This window comes from Paraglaciecola marina, from assembly GCF_004360155.1.
Classification (GTDB): Bacteria; Pseudomonadota; Gammaproteobacteria; order Enterobacterales; family Alteromonadaceae; genus Paraglaciecola; species Paraglaciecola marina.
Map to the genome: position 1 here is coordinate 143,343 of NZ_SAIS01000009.1, position 20,300 is coordinate 163,642.

Genomic DNA, 20,300 nt, shown 5'->3' on the forward strand with positions numbered 1-20,300 from the left:
CATGAGCGACAAAATACTAAGGATAGGCATAGTCGCGGGTGAAGCCTCCGGGGATATACTCGCCGCAGGCTTGATTAAACAATTAAAGCTTCAGTATCCAAACGCTACCTTTGAAGGTATTGCCGGGCCAAAAATGTTGGCCCAAGGCTGCCATTCATTATTTGAAATGGAAGAGTTATCGGTAATGGGACTTATCGAAGTACTTCCTAAACTCCGTCGATTAATGTTTATACGTAAATCATTATTGCACTACTTCTTAGAAAACCCACCTGATGTATTTATAGGCGTTGATGCACCTGACTTTAATTTAGGCCTCGAAGCTAAATTAAAAGCGCAAAATATCAAAACTGTACATTATGTAAGTCCTACAGTCTGGGCATGGCGAGAAAAGCGAATTTTTAAAATAGCCAAAGCTACTAACTTAGTGTTGAGTATTTTCCCCTTTGAAAAACAAGTGTACGACAAACACAATATCCCCTGTGAATTTGTTGGGCATACTATGGCTGATGATATTGAATTAAAGCCAGATCAACCAAAGGCTAGACAATCCCTGCAAATTTTAGATAAACAATTGGTGTTAGCGGTTTTACCTGGTAGTCGTAAGCGAGAAGTAGAGACCCTTCTAGATATATTTATCAAAGCATCTCTTTTATTAAAACCTCAACTTGAAGACTTTAAAGTGGTGATACCAGTTGTTAATAGGCAGCGTAAAGCACAAGTTGATGACTATATTCGCCAGCACTTACCAGAATTAGATATTCAAATTGTAATAGGTCATGCCAGAGACGTGATGATAGCGGCAGACGCCGTATTGTTAGCCTCAGGAACGGCAACATTAGAGGCTATGTTTTGTAAAAAGAATATGGTGGCAGCTTATAAGCTGAGTGGGCTAACGTATCAAATGATGAAGTGGCTTTACAAAGCTAAGTATTTTACTTTGCCTAATGTATTAGCTGATGAACCGCTTATTCCAGAGTTATTGCAAGATGACGTTAATCCTCAAACTATAGCGGACCTACTTCTACCCATGTTGAAAGAGAAAAACTCTAAAGCACAGCAAGTGCTTATTGAAAAATTTACAATATTGCATCAATCCCTTAAAAAAGGGGCTGATAGACAAGCTGCCATTGCCATATCTAACTTGATTGAGGCAGAGGTATGAGCCGTTTATTAGCAGGGGTAGATGAAGTAGGGCGTGGCCCTCTGGTAGGAGATGTCGTTACCGCAGCGGTTATTCTTGACCCAAATCAGCCTATTGCAGGCTTGGCAGATTCTAAAAAATTGTCTGAAAAAAAGCGCGTCGTATTGGCTGCTGAAATCAAACAAAAAGCATTGGTTTGGTCAATTGGCCGAGCTAGCCCCAAAGAAATTGATGAGCTAAATATTTTACACGCCACCATGTTAGCCATGACCAGAGCAGTAGAAGGTTTAGTTATACAGCCAGATCATGTCATGGTTGATGGAAATCGCTGTCCCCCTTGGTCATACTCTAGTGAAGCAATTGTGAAAGGCGACGGACTGATAGCGGAAATATCAGCCGCTTCGATTATCGCTAAGGTTACCCGAGATCAAGAAATGCTTGATTTAGATGCACAATATCCAGAGTATGGTTTTGCAAAACATAAGGGATATCCAACCGCTTTTCATCTAGCTAAACTGTTAGAATTAGGTCCGTTACCCGAATATCGAATGAGTTTTAAGCCAGTGCAACAGTCTCTTATCTCGCGCCATGGCCAATTAGCAGGCGCATAAATGACAGAACAACTACCTTCAACTTCCACCAGTTTTGTGCACTTACGTGTGCATAGTGATTTTTCTATGGTAGATGGGTTGAACAAAGTGAAGCCTATTATGGCTCGGGTTAAAGAGTTAAATATGCCCGCGGTCGCCATTACCGACCAAATGAATATGTGCGGTTTGGTTAAGTTTTATGGGCAAGCCCATGGAAATGGTATAAAACCTATTATTGGCACTGATTTTTGGGTGCAAAGTGACGAAATGGAAGGGCGAATTTTTCGTCTCACACTACTTGCCTTAGATAATCATGGTTACAAAAACATTACCTTGCTTATCTCAAAAGCTTATTTACGAGGTAACCTGCAAGATAAACCAGTCATTGATAAGCAATGGTTAGCAGAGCACAACCAGGGCGTGTTGATAATCTCAGGCGGTAAATCAGGTGACTTAGGTATTGCTTTAACCAAAGGTAATCACACCACTGCTTTGGCAATTACTCAGTTCTATCAAGAGTACTTTGCTGATCGTTATTATATTGAGTTAACGCGAACCGCAAGACTCGGTGAAGAAGACTATATTCACCGGGCGGTAGAGTGGGCAGGTCAACATGATTTACCCGTAGTGGCCACCAACGAAGTGTGCTTTATTAAAAAAGAAGGATTCGACGCGCATGAGATTCGCGTTGCTATTCATGATGGCTTTACATTGGTCGACCCCCGCAGACCAAAAGAATACAGTGAGCAACAATATTTACGCTCTGCAGAAGAAATGGCCGAGCTTTTTGCCGATATACCAGAAGCATTACAAAACACAGTAGAAATTGCTAAACGATGTAACGTTACTGTGCAGTTAGGTACTTACTTTTTACCTGATTTCCCAACCGAAGGTATGGATATCAAAGACTTTTTAGTTAAGGTATCCAGAGAAGGGCTAGAAAGGCGTTTAGCGTTTTTATTTCCTGACGAACAAGAGCGAATAGAGAAGCGCCCTGAGTACGATGAGCGACTTGAAATCGAATTAGGCGTTATTAACCAAATGGGGTTCCCTGGTTACTTTTTGATCGTGATGGAGTTTATTCAGTGGAGTAAAGATAACAATATTCCAGTTGGCCCAGGTCGAGGGTCAGGTGCAGGGTCATTGGTGGCTTACGCGTTGGATATTACCGACTTAGACCCATTAGAATACGATTTATTATTCGAACGTTTCTTGAACCCAGAACGGGTATCTATGCCAGACTTCGACGTCGATTTTTGCATGGACAGACGTGACGAAGTTATCGACCACGTTGCTGAAATGTATGGTCGTGATGCGGTATCGCAAATTATCACCTTCGGAACCATGGCCGCAAAAGCCGTGGTACGAGACGTAGGTAGGGTGTTAGGGCACCCATATGGTTTTGTTGACAGACTATCTAAACTAATACCACCCACGCCAGGCATGACCCTTGAAAAGGCCTTCTTAGAAGAGCCAAGGCTGCAAGAAGCCTACGACGAAGATGAAGAAGTAAAAGAACTCATCGACATGTGTCGTATCTTAGAAGGGGTAACCCGTAATGCTGGTAAACATGCTGGTGGTGTGGTTATCGCCCCCACAGTTATCACTGATTTTGCTCCTTTGTATTGTGATGACGAAGGTAAAAATCCGGTTACTCAATTTGATAAGAATGACGTGGAAACCGCTGGGTTAGTAAAATTTGACTTCCTCGGTTTACGTACTTTGACCATTATCCAATGGGCCATTGATATGATTAAGCTGGGTAAAAATATCGATGTTGATATCGCGTCTATCCCCTTAGAAGATCCTCGCTCATTTAAAATATTACAAAATGCCGAAACCACGGCTGTGTTCCAATTAGAATCACGGGGTATGAAGGAGCTGATTAAGCGCCTTAAGCCTGATTCATTCGAAGATATCATCGCACTGGTAGCGCTATTTAGACCTGGGCCTTTGCAATCAGGCATGGTTGATAACTTTATCGACCGTAAACATGGCCGTGAAGAAGTGTCTTACCCAGATGCCGAATACCAACATGAATGTTTAAAAACAATTCTTCAGCCTACCTACGGCATTATTTTGTATCAAGAACAGGTAATGCAAATAGCCCAAGAAATGTCAGGTTATAGCTTAGGTGGCGCTGATTTATTACGTCGAGCTATGGGTAAGAAAAAAGCCGAGGAGATGGAAAAGCAGCGGGGCTCATTTGAAGCCGGCGCTGAAGCCAACGGTATTGATCCTAACCTAGCAGGTAAAATTTTTGATTTGGTTGAAAAATTTGCGGGTTATGGTTTTAACAAATCTCACTCTGCAGCTTATGCCTTAGTTTCATATCAAACTCTGTGGCTCAAGACCCATTATCCTGCCGAATTTATGGCGGCTGTAATGTCTGCTGATATGGACAATTCAGATAAAATTGTAACCTTAGTAGATGAATGTGATCGCATGGGGTTAACCATTTTACCTCCTGATGTGAATGCGGGTAGTCACAAGTTCACAGTTGATGAAGAAGGTCGCATTGTATATGGCATAGGCGCTGTTAAAGGGGTGGGTGAAGGCCCAATCGAAGCTATTATTGAAGCTAGAGAGCAGCAAGGTAAATTTAGTGATTTATTCGACTTTTGCGCCAAGATTGATGTCAAACGTATTAACAAGCGCATACTAGAAAAACTGGTATTAGCTGGGGCCTTAGATAATTTAGGTCCGCACCGTGCTTCACTAATGGCATCTTTACCCGACGCACTAGCGGCTGCAGGGCAACATGCCAAAGACCAAACTTCGGGTCAGTCGGATATGTTTGGGTTACTCACTACTGAGCCTGAGCAAGTACAACAAGCTTTTGCAGACGTACCTGAGTGGCCAGAGAAAGTATGGCTAGAGGGTGAGAAAAACACCTTAGGTTTATACCTAACCGGCCACCCAATTAATCAGTACGTAAACGAAATCAAACATTACGCGCCCACACGCTTAGTTGATTTAAAACCGACTCACAGAGATCAAACTGCTTATGCGGTTGGGTTAGTGCTTGGTGTAAGAGTTATGACTAACAAGCGAGGCAGACGTTGGGCTTTAGTGACTTTAGACGACAAGAGTGCCAGAATCGACGTTAGGTTTTTCCCCGATATGCTAGAACAATACGAAGAATTGCTGCAAACGGATAAAATATTGGTCATAAGTGGACAGGTCAGCTTTGATGAATTCTCCGGTGGCAATACAATGTCGGCCCGCGACGCCATGGACTTAGTTCAGGCTAGAGAGAAAAATGCCAAGTGTTTGCAGTTACAAATGCAATCTAGCTGGTGCAATTCATCAACCGTGGGTAAACTACAGACAATATTTCAGCCATATCAAGGTGGAAGTTGCCCGGTACAGGTACATTATGTCCATCCGGATGCAAAAGCAGACTTAACCTTGGGCGCTCAGTGGTATGTTACGCCACAAGATGAGTTAATATACGACCTACAACAGTTGTTAGGTAAGCCGCAGGTTAATTTAGAATTTCATTAGTCTAGCCAGTAAATGAAGAATGAAATAAGCAACAAATTATTATTAGGTGTTCAATGAGTGTAAATTTTTTGGAATTCGAAAAGCCCATCGCTGATTTAGAAGCGAAGATTGAAGAGTTAAGATTGGTCAATCAAGGGGGAGAGTTCGATGTTAGTCTTGAAGAAGAAATAACTAAACTTCGAGAAAAAAGTGCAGAATTAAGTCGTAAAATCTTTGCAGATTTAGGAGCTTGGCAGGTACAGCAAATCGCCCGTCATCCCATGCGTCCGTATACCTATGATTACATTGAGCTTATTTGTACTGACTTTGATGAATTGGCAGGTGATCGCGCTTTTGCAGACGACAAAGCAATAGTGGGTGGTCTAGCTAAAATTGATGAGCAGCCAGTGATGATAATTGGCCATCAAAAAGGCCGTGATACCAAAGAAAAAATCAAACGTAACTTTGGTATGCCTAAACCAGAAGGATACCGCAAAGCATTACGTTTAATGGAAATGGCAGAACGTTTCAATTTACCCATCATCACCTTTATTGATACTCCAGGTGCATATCCAGGAGTAGGCGCTGAAGAGCGTGGTCAAAGTGAAGCCATTGCCAAAAACCTAAAAGTCATGGCTGGCCTGAAAGTCCCCGTTATTTGTACCGTAATCGGTGAGGGCGGTTCTGGTGGTGCACTTGCTATCGGTGTGGGTGACAGAGTAAACATGCTGCAATATAGTACATACTCGGTTATTTCTCCTGAAGGTTGCGCGTCAATCTTGTGGAAGAGCGCTGAAAAAGCCCCACAAGCCGCAGAAGCTATGGGTGTAAGTGCAGGGAAAATTAAAGAACTGGGCCTTATCAATCATATTGTTGAAGAGCCGTTAGGGGGAGCCCATCGTGACCACGTCAGCATGGCGGCAAACTTAAAAGCCACAATTAAACAACAGTTAGCACAACTAGGTAGCTTATCTACGGAAGAGTTGCTTGATGAACGCTACAAACGTTTAATGTCTTTTGGCTACTGTTAAGCTTTAGACTCACGTTATACTACAAAGCCATTTGCTGGTTTAAGGCAGATGGCTTTTTTGTTTTTGGGATATTATGTCACTACTAACCACATTAAACGTACATTTATCAGTGTCACCCTTGAGTGAAGCTAATGATATTGTGGTCGCCTATAGCGGTGGTGTAGATTCTCATGTGTTATTGCATGCTCTCAGTGAGCTTAAGCAACACCAAGCCAATTCTTTTAATTTACACGCAATCCATATTCACCATGGCCTCAACCAAAATGCCAATATGTGGCAAGAACATTGCCGTGCAGTATGCCTAGAACTTGGTGTGAGCTTTCAAACAGCGAACGTAGCAGTTAATGCACAAGCTAGGCAAAGCTTAGAGGCTCAAGCCCGAGATGCCCGCTATCAAAAGTTAGTGGAGATGGCGCCAGCTGATAGCCAAATATTGCTGGGGCAACATCAAGATGATCAGCTAGAAACCTTTTTATTGCAGTTAAAAAGGGGGGCAGGGCCTAAAGGCCTGTCGGCCATGAATCAACAATGGTCTGTTACAAATACTAGTGGGGCTGAGCTGAAAATCGTTAACTTTTATCGACCGCTTTTAGAGATTAGCCAGAAAGACATTTTAGAATACGCCCAGCAGCAAAAGCTGAAATGGGTTGAAGACGAATCAAATCAAGACGCGCAATTCGACAGAAACTTTTTAAGACTAGATGTGTTACCTATTTTACAAAACAGATGGCCAGAGTTAGCAAGTTCGGTCTCTCGCAGTGCTCAGTTATGTGCGCAACAGCAAAAAATGCTAGATGAAATCTGTGCAGAAAAACTAGCCATTATTCAAAGCTCAAAAAGTAGTTTAGACCTCAATGAATTACTCAAGTTAAGTGAAAAATGGCTACACCAATTGGTGCGCTATTGGCTATCGCAGCAAGGTATTGCGAGCCCTTCATTAGCGGTGTTACAGCAACTATTGCCCCAAGTGCTGTTAGCCGCAGAAGACGCCAACCCAATACTTCAATGGCAAACTTGGCAATTTAGACGTTTTAATCAGCAACTTTATGTAATCCCTGTACCTATTGAATTACCTGAGTTTGAAAAGCTTTGGCAAGGGGAAAGCGGTATGGTTTTGCCAGAAAATTTGGGTTGCTTATGTTTTACCCAAGATAATAACGAATTAGATACTAACCAAGTATTCTTAGCTATAAACCCAGATTTAGGGCCATTAACCGTGCGCCTAGGGGGTTATTCAGCCAAGTTTAAACCCAAAGGTAGTCAATATAGCAAACCCATAAAGCAATGGTTTAAGCTATGGAAGGTGCCCCCATGGATACGTGATAACACTTTGATAATTATCCAGAACCAAGATGTTATTGGGTTAATAGGCGAAGGTAAGTGCTACCAAGCTGCGGTTAAGCTGAACCAGGTTCGCCCCATATTTATTAGCCTACAAAAGTAGTTTAAATACCTAATGCAGCTTTGGTTAGCGCTTTAGAAATACGGCTTTTATACTCCTCAAAGTCCGATTGTTGAGTCTCAGTTAGAGTTGAAGTCTCTAAAGTTTCTATACACCCTTTTGCGTGCTCAGTTTCTTGTTCGGTTAAGCCTTCTTCTTCAGCAATAATAGCCAGTACCTTTAAAATACTCACCATAATACTTTTGTTATTGGGTGATAACTGGGTGGCTTGGCACAACAAATTATAGGCTGGTTGATAACGTTGATTTTTGTAATAAGAAGAAGCCATTTCGGCGATTTCTCTAGGATTATAACGAATATCTTTTCGCTCCCTAGATTCTTGGTCTATGTAGGCGGTTAACACCTTACCTGTGAAAGAGTCATGAGACATAAACTCCTTCATTTGTTCAAGTAATAACATGGATTGTTCCCACATGCCTACTTCATGATAAGCCTTAACTTTATCTAAGTTATCTTCAAAGTACTTTTGTGCCTTTACCGGTAAGCTTTTTTGAAAATGTCTATGTAAAGCTTTTTCTGCTTCTCTTTTATTTTGCCTAGAATTCATTATTCGAATTTCAATGATACTTATCTGTTCACCTAATTCATTAGCAGCACCAAAGTCTGACTTTAGCTCTTTTATATTTCTTTCTGTTCTAGCTATTAATTTGTTCGCTTCTGGGTTAGACAGGGTTGGCGCAAGATCGATAGCAGAACGTATTACGTTAAGCTGCAGTAACGGGGTATCATGAATAGAGTTTTTAGCATATTTCAACATGTTTCTCGTGGCAACATATTGGCCTAACCTATCGTGATTTAACCTAGCCAAATTCCAAGAGTTTTTATTACGTTCGATACTGCGGGGCGCTAATTTAGTCGCTTCTTGAATGATTTGGTAACCCATTTGAAAGTCTTCTTTACCAATATAGTATTCAGCCAGTAAATCGTAGGTTGCAAACTTAGTGTCTTCACGTTCAAGCAGTTTATCTGTTAATTCAGACGCTTCTGTAATCATATCTTGCTTTAAAAGTGAATTGGCCAAACCCACATGGACCCAAGCATAATCATAGGTAGCCAGTAATTTATTATAGAAACGCTGGGCCTCTTTATACTCACGTAAATTGATTAAACTACGCCCTATTAAGCGGTTTATGTGTGGATGATATAAAACTAAGGTTTCGTCTTTTAATTGTCTTTCAGCGTAATAGATTGCCGTCGCATACTCTTCCTGCTCGAAGCAATATCGCAATGCATAGAGTTTTTGCTCGATCATTAACAGTTGTTGTATACGATGTTCAACTTTAGACTGATCTAATGGTTTTACCCAAAAATCTGTGGGCTCCATTTCTACAACGCAATTAACTAATCCTTCACTGGTATCGGCGCTGAGAAAAATGACACAGGTGGTTTTTTTTATATGCCCCTTAAACTTCATCTCTTCTAAAAGGTTAAAACCGTCTTTATCGCTTTTAACGTCAAAGGCAATTAACACCATATCAAACTTAGTTGCGTTACATAAACGTAACGCAGTATAGGCGTTATGGGCACTTTGAATTTTTTTAATACCCGCATCAATTAGGGCTGCTTTTACTACTGTATGTACCAACGCCTGCCCATCAATAATCAGCACATTTAATTCATTCCAAGGCTTTTGATCGGGGATTTCTATCAAGCTTTCATTCCTTTAAAATCAAATATATATCTACAGGTAATTAATTTATTATCCTATACAGCTAAAGTCTAGTTTTTATACGTTAAAGCAGTTGGAATCAGTGTTTTTAACCGTTAGGTATAAATTTGGGAAGGTATCCATGAGGTTTAGACTTTTTTCTCTATAAAAATCGACCTAATTGCCCGTAAAAATTATTGACGACATAGCCTTAATTAATCTACTAGGGATCAAATCAATCGATAAAAATAAAAGCTTTCTGAAAGGCATATAAATTAGCAAAATAGAGATTTTTAAGGATGAGGGGTAATAGTTACATCAACTAAAGTTTATTCTTCTATATCCCTAAGTACTTTATCAATACGCACTTTGTATTCATTGAATAGGGCTTGCTGTTGCTCAGATAATTTCACATCAACTAAAAATTTAATACTCTCTTCAGCGTGTAGGCTTTCAGCTTCAGTTAACCCCGATTCTTCAGCAATAATTGCTAACACTTTGAGTATAGTAATCACTATGTTTTTATTGTTTGGAGACAATTTATTGGCTTGGCATAGAAAGTTATAAGATGGCTTGTAGCGCTTGTTCTTATAATGGGATGATGCCATTTCGCCCAACTCTTTTGGGTTGTAACGAATATTTTCCCGTTCCTGTGACTCTTGTTCTAGGTAAGCAGTGAGTACCTTGCCTGTAAAGGAATCATCGGAAACGCCACCTTTCATTTCATTAAGTATCGACATTGATTTTTCCCACATTCCCGCTTCGTGGTAAGCCTTTACTTTATCTAATTCATCTTCAAAACTACTTTGTATATCTAAGGCTGAGTTCTCTTCTATAAGGGCCTCTGCCACTTTTTTATTATTTCTTAAGCTCATTAACCTAATGTTTATTATGGTTAGTTGCTCTTTTAGTTCATTCGCCACAGTGAAATCAGATTTAAGCCGCTCGATACTTCTTTCGGTATTTGCGAGAAGTTTATTAGACTCAGCTTCGGGTAACGTTGCAGCAAGATCTATAGCCGAACGAATAACGTTCAGTTGCAGAACAGGAGAGTCATGAATAGAGTTTTTTGCATACTTAGACATGTTTTTAGTTGCTATATATTGACCTAAACGGTCGTGATTTAGCCGTGCTAAATTCCACGATTTTCTATTTCGTTCAATACTACGAGGGGCTAATTTTGTGGCCTCTTGAATAATTTCGTAACCCAATTGAAAGTTTTCTTTAGCAATATGGTATTCAGCTAACAAGTCATAAGTCGCAAACTTTGTATCTTCTCGCTGTAGTAACTCATTGGTTAAGGTAGTTGCTTCATCCATTTTATCTTGTTGCAGTAGCGTAGCGGCAAGACCAACCTGTACCCAGGCGTAAGAGTATGTTTCAGCTATTTTTTCATAAAAAGCTTGTGCTTCTTTGTATTCTCGTAAATTAAATAAACAGCGACCAATTAAGCGATTTATATGGGGGTGATATAGTACTAAAGAATCATCTTTTAATTGTCGCTCAGCGTAATAAATAGCAGTAGGGTACTCTTCTTTATCGAAACAAAATCGCAAAGCGTAAAGCTTTTGTTCAATCAGCAAAATCTGCTGAATACGATGTTCAACTTTTGATTTATCCAATGGCTTAACCCAAAAATCTGTAGGCTCCATTTCAACAACACAATTAACTAAGCCTTTATTGGTATCAGCACTGAGAAATACAACACAGGTGGTTTTGGTAATATAACCTTTGAACTTCATCTCTTCTAAAAGGTTAAAACCATCTTTATCACTTTTCACATCAAATGCGATAAGCACCATATCAAACTTGGTGGACTCACATAATTGCAATGCTGTATACGAATTATGAGCACTTTGAATATTTTTAATACCTGCATCTAGTAACGCGGCTTTTATCACCGTATGTACCAGTGCTTGTCCATCAATAACTAGAATTTCTAATTTATTCGAAGGTTTTTGTTCAGGTATTTTTATCAAGCTTTCATTCCTTTATAAATCAAATGTTTACCTACAAGTAGTTAATTTATTATGCTAGAACATGAATGTCTAGTTATCATACTTTAAACTAAGTGGGGGCAAAATTTCTGAGGATAAGGTATAGAAATACATATATAGATTTTACATCTTATCTTTTAGTTTTATGTACAAAAATAAAAGCATATTAACTGTATTTAACCATGCTTACATGGCCGTGGATCCCTATTACCTTCTTTTTACGTTAGCTATTCTAAGGTTGAGGTGCCACCCTATCAAATGGTCTTTCTCAGTACAGAACCCACGTGAGCAGCTTACTGCTGATTCCTGTAAATGAAGCTGCTCCGTCGTAATTGCAATGTCTTGAATAGGGATTGGGCAAAACCCGAATGATAGATAATAGGTTTTGCCATTTGCATGAATTGAATGGTTATTCTCTTTGTTTATTACACCGTTATTGTGTGGTGACAATAAGTGTCTATTCGCTCCCGTTAAATTATATGATTCAATTTTTAAAATTAATGGGACACCTGCCTAGTTAGTTTATTTTTGTCATTTAGCAATATTGAGTTGGCTACTAATTGCCTATTACGCAACAGTTTTGCGTTATCAGGATCCAACGCAATAGCCTTATCATAATGATGCATTGCTCCTACAAAATCATGCTCTTGGTTAAGTAGTTGAGCCAAGGCCACATGAGCTGGGTAAAAGTTGATGTTTAGTTTTAGGCTGTGTGTAAAGTCACTTTTTGCTTTGTTATATTGACCTTGTGCCATGTATATAATTCCTCGGTTTAATCGAGTAATTGACTCCGCCTCTTTGGTTACCCAATCATTATCAATGACCTTAGTACAGGCAAGAGTCGTTAGGTTACGTACATCAGTCTTTTGATGTAACAACACGGTTTGCTGAAAGCATTTTTCTAAGTTACCGTTCATTTGGCTAACCGAAAGGTAACTCGCACCAGCAGGTAATACTGGTAAGCTCAAGATGGTGGCAATCGATAAACTCATAAATTTTGTCATGGTACGCTCCAATATTTGGGTAGGTGATTTAAAACTCCTATTCACTCTAAAATTTTCACCCAAAAGTTAAGCCCGATACTCGGCAAACCCCTTAAACGAACGTTCGCGTACACGCACTACATCTAGCCGAACCTCGCTTAGCTGGTATCCTTGTATATAAAATGACTTAATATGACATTGAATAAAGCCTTCAACTATTATCTCTAGGGGGAACAAAAGCGTGTTTTCTTACATACTTAATTTCTACGATTTCATCGTATTAACCACTGCTCTTTTGGCTGTTCTGTATTCAATCCCTTTAATGATAAAAAGAGATATAGAAAAAAGTGATGTATTACTCTGTGCATTTTTAATCTGTCAGGGGTTGATCGCTCTCAATATTGTTTTTCTGCATAACGAAACATTGGGCCCACAAACCATCCAGAAATTAGCGCCTTTTCATTCAGTCCTCTTAACAATCCTTTATGGCCTTCAGGGATTTCTATTTTTGTGGTACTGCCGAGCAATGATGGGGATACCCATTCAAATGTTGACCAAAGCCAGTGTTGCTGGTTTAGCCACAGTGTTAATCGTGATTGTTTATGGCATAGGTGTTTTATTTGGGGCAGAAAACTTAACAAAACCTTACCTACCCAATGCATGGATAGCTACCTTAATATCGGTTATAACAGGGATTTACGCGCTGCACTGCTTAAGCCATTACGACAGTAATATTCGCCGTCGTTTTTCCACCATCGAAAATATTAAATTGTCTTGGCTCTGGTATTGCGGGCTAGGATTTGTATGCCTATGTGCCTTGTCATTATTGAGTTCTCTAAGCGGTGTTCTAGGGTTTTATTATTTAGCAGAACAAGTTGGCACCTTTAAAAATTTACTGCCTATGTTCTTGATGAGTATTATGGTGGTATATAGCCAAACTCTGCGCACCGACAGAGATAGAAAAGCGTCTAATAGCCACACCTACATAGAAAGAGAAGAAAGGCCTTTCACTGTCAGTGAAGAGCAAAAGTCCAAATTAGAAGATCTCATGCTGCGGGTTAAAATATATCAAGATCCAGAGCTTAGGTTAGACGGTTTGGCTGACAGTATGAAAATGTCACCAAGAAGTATTTCAGCCTTGCTAAACGGTTACTACCAAAAGAATTTTTACGACTTTATAAACTACTACCGGGTACTCGACGCACAAGAACAACTACGTAATACACATACCTCAGATAAAACCATACAAAGAATATTCGAAGATGCTGGCTTTAACAGTAAAACCACCTTTAACACCCTATTTAAAAAACTCACAGGCCACACCCCTAGCGAATACCGAAAGTTAACATCAGTATCAGAAAAGTGAGTGAAACCTTGTGGTGAAGGTATCGTTTAGTGTGAATGTTTTATTGTTATAGTGGCTGTTGAATTCGGGTTGTAGTTTATTGATTTAATTATAGTTTATTACAATGGGGCTCGATAAGTATGCGCTAAAAAATGTCACAAACTTCATTTACTACTTAGATAAGATAATACACAGCTCTAGTTTGTTATGAAGGCAGAACAAGGAAAGGCAGAAAATGGGTTTCATTGTCATTTATCAAACACTAAGGCACGGCAGAATATTCACTTGGTTTACTGCATTTTTGATATTAGAAGCTTGCGATTATTTTCTATATTTTACTATTTTTATATACAGTTTGGTCTCTGGTTCAGCATATTCGCAAGGTCAAGGTATCCCCCGTATTTCGTTATAGCACCATTTCATGTGCGGTTAAAAAATTAAGCTATACAGTTACTTAGAAAACATGCTAAAAATGGAGAAAATTAATATGCGGTGTGTCCCCGTGTTTAGTTACGGGGTAAGCAGGCTGATGAAACTGTTAGCTTTACAGGAGTCTATTTTGGCTAAACCGATATCATTTGGAATTTTTAAATTTAATACACGTAAAGCTTGCGAAGATGAAGCTCGCAATCGTGTTAATTCATATTCAGCGGGTTCTATAATATCGACTACTGATAAAGAGTTTTTTGAAGCCCTATTTACGCTACATGGTGAGTATGATGAAAAAATAGGGTGTGGTATTAAAGATATTGAAGTGGTCTTAGACTTTCATAAAAACAAGTGTCTATCCATAATTAGAAATGATAACTCTAAAGTAATTATTAGCTGGAGACATTGTGTTAAACCTTATACAAAGAAAATGGTTGTGTCATATTCTTTCAGAAGAGCGGTTAAAACTACTGTAATGGAGTTTAAAAGCATGGCTCTTTCAGGTGGTGCTACTTGTCCAGTATCAAATAATGAATTGTCTTTTGATAATAGTCATGTTTCATATACATATGTTTCATTTGATGATTTGCTCAGTAACTTCCTTGCGACAAAAAATTTAGGTTATGAGGACATAGAGTTAATTGATCCCGATGCAGCTGATTCTGATCAACGAGGAGTTCTTCAAAATACTTTACTCACTAATAGTTGGCATGAGTACCACAAAAACCATGCGAAATTAACATTATTAAGTGCAGATGCAAATCTGAGAAAGTAAAGCTAACACATATGAGCCTCCGGTCGGTCAATAGGTATTAGTCATCTTTTGATCACTTTTTCAAGATCAATCCAAATCACTGAGCTAAGCCGTACACTTCATCTGTCATATTGGCTGTTAAGTCATCGCTTACAGCAAACACATATAGAGGCTCTCTTATGTGATCTCATCACAGCCTGTTATTTCACCATCCGTGATAACAACAGGGGCACTAGACATTCATCGGTTAACCCAGCATTGGCACTATTCAAGAATAGGGTTGGATAAATCCACCAGTTAGTTGCAGGCTCAGGCTAGGTGTAAACGATTTAGCTCAGAGTATTGATGCACGCCCATTCGGTGTCTAATCAAGCAATGTAGTTGCCTGGCGGTGGCATATAAAGGATATCAAGGGCTTGTTTAGCCAGTGATAAATTCACTACCGTTTATAAATGCTCTGCCTGAGGCCCTAGTTAGACGTTCAGCTCACCGAATGACGTGACTAACCTGCTAGAAATCGACTTTCATCAAATGCCTTTTGTCGTTTTAACATGAAGTAGACACATCGGCCAAGTTTGTGGGCGAGCGCTGAAAGCGCTTTTGCTTTACTCATGCGTTTTTGTAGTTTGTTGAGGTAAGCTTTCGCTTTATCGTTACCTCTAAAATAGAGCACGGCCATTTCAGAGAAGGCCCATTTTAGGTGAGCGTTACCAATTTTGTTTCCTTGGGTACCATATGTTTTACCTGCTGATTCAGCTTTGCATTTTACGAGTCGAGAATACGATGCAAACTTCTGCACAGATTCAAAACGTTGAATATCGCCGATTTCATACAAGATAGTGAGGGCGAGTATTTGCCCGACACCAGCGATGGATTTGAGCAAATAATAATCTCTGGCATTATGCTGCTTGGCTTGTTTTTCAATGAACCATTCGACTTTGCGTAGTTCAGTTTCGATATGGCCTACCATGGTTAAGTCGATATCAACATTACGTTGTACAGAGGGTTCAGAAAACACCCCACGCATTTGTTCACGAGCGGGTTGATAACGTAAATTAAGAGTATGGGGACGATAATTATATTGGCTAACGGTGTTGGTGACATGTGCTTTTAAATCCGCCCCAAAGCGCACTAACTTGGTACGTCTGCGGAGTAAATCACGAGTCGCGCGTAATTCATTAGGGTAGTTATATGCCAAGGGGAAATTGCCTCCGCGTAATAATTTGGCAATTTTAAATGAATCAATTTTGTCATTCTTGGTTTTACCGCCATGTATGGCCTTCATATACAAGGCATGGCCGAGCACAAAATCAATATTGTGTAATTGGCAAAAGTCGCTAATCCAGTACCAGCAGTGCATACATTCGACGCCAACAACAATATTACCCAAATAAGGTTGTAGCAAAGAAAGTAGTTGTTCTGGTGAATCTTTTATTTTTTTATGTACGAGTACCTCACCGTGTTCGTCAATAATGCAGACATAAAGTAGGCGAGCGTGTAAATCAATTCCACAATAGTATGGATGTGTATTAGTATAAAAGTTCATTGAGCTTCTCCGTTCGGTTTTGTCACCAATCAGAGTAGCCGAAAGTTACGCTGATTGGGGAGGCTCAATGAGTATCAAGCACATGAATAAAGCGGCTGTGTGGTCAGACACACCTATAGTAAGTCGATCGTGCGCGGCTCATACCAATTGGAATTAGGAATCACTGCGAATGGCAGATAAATCGGAAAGGGAAAAAAGGCGGTTAGGCTGGCATGAAGAAGTCAGAGAGGTACCCAAAGCAGGGTCCCTCATTGTTTTTATTCATGGTTTAGGTGGAAACTATAAAAAGACTTGGGGTGAGTTCCCTGATTTTTTGGAGCAAGACGATAAATTCAATAATACTGATATCTATTTATTTGGATTTAAATCTGGTTTTTTGCGTTTCTTTGTTTCTCCAATAGAAGCGCTTGGGCAAAGGCTTCGTACGGTCTTATTAGATGCTTCATGCAAATATGAACAAATAACGGTCATATCACATAGTCTAGGTGGACTCGTCGTAAAAGAAGCTATCGCTAGTATTTTGAAAACAGGGGACGCTCATCGTGTCAATTTACATCATGCAATATTTTGCTCAACACCTCACCTAGGATCGGTAACGGCACGTTTCTTAGCATTTTTAGGTGGACACATTAATCAACTTAAAGTTCTTCAGCCTAAAATAATAGACGCCCATACACTTTGGCTAGCAAGGATAAATTCACACAAGACAAGTCCAAATGACATTGTCCATGAGCGCTATTCCAAAAATATTGATATTACGAATATATGGGCCTCAAATGATCGAATCGTTTCATTTGGCAACGCTACTGCGCTACCGAGTCAGCATACGATAACTATTGAAGGCTCACACACAATGATGGTTAAACCAGAAACAATGGACCATCACGTATATACGACATTGTCTGAGCAGCTGGTGAAAGCTCCTGTTCCAAAACCAATAGAGTCATCACCATCTATTCAAATATTGGCTGATTCTGCAAAATTGGGAGATGAACTAAAAATTCTTAATACTCTGGAGATCCCAGTAAAGTATCGAGCATTGGTGAAGAGAGTAGAACTGAAAAACAGTGAGAGCGAAGGAGAACAATGAATACGTTCCAAACTACCAACACACAACCTGTATTTCGCCTTATAGCCATTACCGGAATAAGAGACTCTCAGGAATTACTTCCTCAGGAAATAACAGAACGTCGCGATATAAATATTACATATTTCCGATACGGTTTTACTTCAATACTCACCAAAAATAAGATGTACGATAAGTTTAAGAAGTCATTTGATGAGATATTAGATGGAAATTATGATATTGGCATAATTGCATGGAGCCTAGGAGGATATATGTTGAAAAGGTATCTCGTAGAGTATAATGAGCCTGACCTGCTTCAAAGGATTAAGCTGGTTGTTTTTGTTGGCACACCTTCTGGCTCGCCTAATCCTTTCTCTAGATTTATAAATTTTGGACTTGGTGGGCTTCTTAAACTAAAAGACTTGTACTCTAAAGCTCAAGTTTATGAGAACGCATGGAATGAAATTGTTAATAGTCACAATCTTAATGTATATACATTATTTGGAGCTTATGACTCGATTGTTCCTTTAACTTCAAGTTACAACTCCGATCCCAACAGAGTATATGTCGTTGATGAAGATCACTTTTCTTTACAAGTACCAAAGCCTGATTCGATGACAAGTAAAGTGCTATGCAAATTAATAGGCGACCTCAGCCGCGAAGAAAATAACTTAAAGTTTGATGAAGAATTAAGTATAGAAAAAATAGTAAATGAGGAACTGGCAGAGGAGCCATTGACGATTGCAAGATTCGCGGCTGATGAAAATACTGATGACAATATAAAATTCATATCTGAGTTATCAAACAACATCAAAGAAACTTCAAAATTAGTCTCATCTTTAAATAATGACTCTAATAGTATCGGAAATATTTTAAATGTAATAAATGGAATTAGTGAACAAACCAATTTACTTGCATTAAATGCAGCTATCGAAGCGGCGAGAGCAGGTGAACAAGGGAGAGGCTTTGCTACTGTTGCTGATGAAGTAAGAAATTTAGCACAAAGAACTCAAGAGTCGACAAGTGAGATTGATAAGATGCTTAGATTAATGAATGAAAGAGCGTTAGAAACTGCTTCAATATTAAAAATAACGTCCAGCAGTATAGAGAATACAGAAAGTCGAGTAACAAATGCTTTCGAATCAATCACAGAAATATCTAGTGCTATTGAGGCGATCTCAGAAATGAGCGCACGAATCGCTAGTGCAACTTCAGAGCAAACCCCTATTTCAGAAGAAATCAGTAATGCTGTACTTAATATTAACAAAGTGACAGAAAACACAAAAAGGCTTGTGGAAATTGCCAACAGGAGCCTAGCTGGTAAGCCGGTCAGTTTCTTAAGAACACATAACAAGCAGGTTAAATGAAGCGTTGAACGTCCGCAGTTTGTCTTCTGCCGACTATCCGCATTGTGCCAAAAGCAGACATTACGGCTACTCTGTTCATGTGGTCAAATTCACTATGCCACTACAGTTTTGTTGTCTATTGCTAAATTGCATTGAAATTTAAATCAAACCTACTCGGCATCATTTCTGCCTGCCATAACTCCGGTTCGAAAGGCCCATTTTTAATCATTTCGATTAATTGTTCTCGGTGTTCTTGAGGCATATTACAACCAAAATAAACATTTGTAATCTCATCTCCATTGAGAACAAGACTCGTGTCGTTATTTGCTAACTGTAAGGGTGCTCCAGGCTTGTATATAGAGCGATACTCGTCTTCGTATTTCCAATCCTTGGATTTAGTTAAAATAGGTTCGATAATTTTCATGTCCAAATCAAGATGAAGCTTATCTTCCTTATTGTGATTAGCGATTTCCTCTGACTTAAAGTAAAGCTTTCGAATGTCACCAAACATAGGGAAGGTTAGAGAAGGAAACTTGTCGGTATAGCGAACTTTATATACTTGTGAAAGCAACTGCCCCTTTGTGCTGTACTCTACACAATATCCTTTGTGTGAATCGGCATAGTGAGACCAAAATAGCAAGTTATCTTTACGTTTCGTAAAGCAGCAGAGCCGAAAGCTTTGAAACTCTTCAAGCAGCTTTTGCTCGACATCAGAAATTATCGAACAATTAAGTTCAAAAGAGTAAGCTCTGCGAATAGCATCTTGCATATCTATACGTTCATTGAGCATTAGAGACACTAGATCTTCTCTTAACGCATTCATTTCTTTATCAGTTTTTGGCCACTCTAAAATAGGTCTACATTCAAAGGGATCATTGAAATAAGATGGTTCATTGTGAAATAAGTTCTTGTCGCAAAATAATGCTTCGTGGTAATGAACAGTTTCTGGGTCAAAGGCTGAAAATCTGTACAAGCTCTGCGTACCGTCATCATAAGGGCGCTTGTATTTTTTCAGAAACAATTTGGACATCACTTCGATCATAATTCCTCCCTGATGTTGCTGTGTATCGCATTGTAACAGAGGGCCTACAACGAAGAAAAGTAATGCCCTTATTAGATATAAAGAATGTTGCTCGTAAAAATTAGGGGCAAAAATTGTAACGATACGAAGGACTATATATCGCTCAAAGCCGTCCGTCGCCTCAGTGCCATTTACTGCCGTTCACCCACATTCATCTGAACTGGTGCTTATAGCAGTATGCAGAAGTTAAGTTAACCCGAAGGTATCTGCATTTTGCAGCAAATTGCCTTCACTCACACCTTCGAGCCGGAACCTCAGCTGATACGATATTGCTGACGTAAGACGTTCCTTAATTTAACGCATTCTGTTCGATTAAAGCAGGCTTTGAACGAACGATTCCGCCCCTCGATAAATGGCAAGAAAAAAGACGCTAGCAGAGGGCGACTAGCTAATGC

The 20,300-nt window shown here is 39.5% G+C and carries 14 protein-coding genes; 9 read left to right on the top strand and 5 right to left on the bottom strand.

Annotation, left to right across the window (positions count from 1 at the left end; genetic code table 11):
• Position 1 precedes the first annotated feature (1 nt).
• The 5 genes from lpxB (at position 2) to tilS (ending at position 7,692) form a co-directional block, all read left to right on the top strand.
• A complete protein-coding gene (lpxB, locus tag EOK74_RS13830; RefSeq protein WP_133470618.1) occupies positions 2-1,162 on the top strand; it encodes a lipid-A-disaccharide synthase in 1,161 nt (386 codons plus the stop codon).
• Positions 1,159-1,752: a ribonuclease HII gene (gene rnhB / locus EOK74_RS13835; protein WP_133470619.1), complete on the top strand. Its 594-nt coding sequence runs from the start codon at positions 1,159-1,161 to the stop codon at positions 1,750-1,752. Before lpxB ends, rnhB begins: the two co-directional genes overlap by 4 nt.
• Positions 1,753-5,238 carry a DNA polymerase III subunit alpha gene (gene dnaE, locus EOK74_RS13840; RefSeq protein ID WP_133470620.1) on the top strand — a complete coding sequence of 1,162 codons (3,486 nt, stop codon included), beginning with the start codon at positions 1,753-1,755 and terminating at the stop codon, positions 5,236-5,238.
• A 53-nt stretch (positions 5,239-5,291) separates the two neighbouring features.
• Positions 5,292-6,248 (top strand): acetyl-CoA carboxylase carboxyl transferase subunit alpha, encoded by a 957-nt coding sequence (gene accA, locus EOK74_RS13845; RefSeq protein WP_133470621.1) that lies wholly within the window; start codon positions 5,292-5,294, stop codon positions 6,246-6,248.
• 73 nt (positions 6,249-6,321) lie between these two features.
• A complete protein-coding gene (tilS, locus tag EOK74_RS13850; protein ID WP_133470622.1) occupies positions 6,322-7,692 on the top strand; it encodes a tRNA lysidine(34) synthetase TilS in 1,371 nt (456 codons plus the stop codon).
• A 1-nt stretch (position 7,693) separates the two neighbouring features.
• On the opposite strand, the gene EOK74_RS13855 is transcribed toward tilS, so the two are convergent.
• The 3 genes from EOK74_RS13855 to EOK74_RS13865 all read right to left on the bottom strand — a co-directional run bounded on the left by EOK74_RS13855 (position 7,694) and on the right by EOK74_RS13865 (position 12,359).
• The gene (locus EOK74_RS13855; protein WP_133470623.1) at positions 7,694-9,361 is read right to left on the bottom strand and encodes a response regulator; all 1,668 of its coding nucleotides are present in this window, start codon (positions 9,359-9,361) and stop codon (positions 7,694-7,696) included.
• Between the two features lie 326 nt (positions 9,362-9,687).
• Positions 9,688-11,337 carry a response regulator gene (locus EOK74_RS13860; protein ID WP_133470624.1) on the bottom strand — a complete coding sequence of 550 codons (1,650 nt, stop codon included), beginning with the start codon at positions 11,335-11,337 and terminating at the stop codon, positions 9,688-9,690.
• A 515-nt stretch (positions 11,338-11,852) separates the two neighbouring features.
• On the bottom strand, positions 11,853-12,359 hold the full coding sequence (locus tag EOK74_RS13865; protein ID WP_133470625.1) for a tetratricopeptide repeat protein: 507 nt from the start codon (positions 12,357-12,359) through the stop codon (positions 11,853-11,855).
• 487 nt (positions 12,360-12,846) lie between these two features.
• Between EOK74_RS13865 and EOK74_RS13870 the strand changes: the two genes are divergently transcribed.
• Positions 12,847-13,704 (top strand): AraC family transcriptional regulator, encoded by an 858-nt coding sequence (locus EOK74_RS13870; protein ID WP_166638773.1) that lies wholly within the window; start codon positions 12,847-12,849, stop codon positions 13,702-13,704.
• A 508-nt stretch (positions 13,705-14,212) separates the two neighbouring features.
• The gene (locus EOK74_RS13875; RefSeq protein ID WP_166638774.1) at positions 14,213-14,887 is read left to right on the top strand and encodes a DUF3223 domain-containing protein; all 675 of its coding nucleotides are present in this window, start codon (positions 14,213-14,215) and stop codon (positions 14,885-14,887) included.
• A gap of 481 nt (positions 14,888-15,368) precedes the next feature.
• Here the strand turns inward: EOK74_RS13875 and EOK74_RS13880 are convergent, their stop codons facing one another.
• Positions 15,369-16,412: an IS110 family RNA-guided transposase gene (locus EOK74_RS13880; RefSeq protein ID WP_133470628.1), complete on the bottom strand. Its 1,044-nt coding sequence runs from the start codon at positions 16,410-16,412 to the stop codon at positions 15,369-15,371.
• Between the two features lie 169 nt (positions 16,413-16,581).
• Between EOK74_RS13880 and EOK74_RS13885 the strand changes: the two genes are divergently transcribed.
• Both EOK74_RS13885 and EOK74_RS13890 read left to right on the top strand, forming a co-directional pair.
• On the top strand, positions 16,582-17,502 hold the full coding sequence (locus EOK74_RS13885; protein WP_133470629.1) for an esterase/lipase family protein: 921 nt from the start codon (positions 16,582-16,584) through the stop codon (positions 17,500-17,502).
• Positions 17,499-18,845, top strand: coding sequence for a methyl-accepting chemotaxis protein (locus EOK74_RS13890; protein WP_133470630.1), 1,347 nt, complete (start codon positions 17,499-17,501; stop codon positions 18,843-18,845). The genes EOK74_RS13885 and EOK74_RS13890 overlap by 4 nt, the downstream gene beginning before the upstream one ends.
• 121 nt (positions 18,846-18,966) lie before the next feature.
• On the opposite strand, the gene EOK74_RS13895 is transcribed toward EOK74_RS13890, so the two are convergent.
• Entirely contained in the window at positions 18,967-19,854 is an 888-nt protein-coding gene (locus EOK74_RS13895) for a DUF2971 domain-containing protein (RefSeq protein ID WP_166638775.1), read from the bottom strand.
• Between the last annotated feature and the right edge of the window lie 446 nt (positions 19,855-20,300).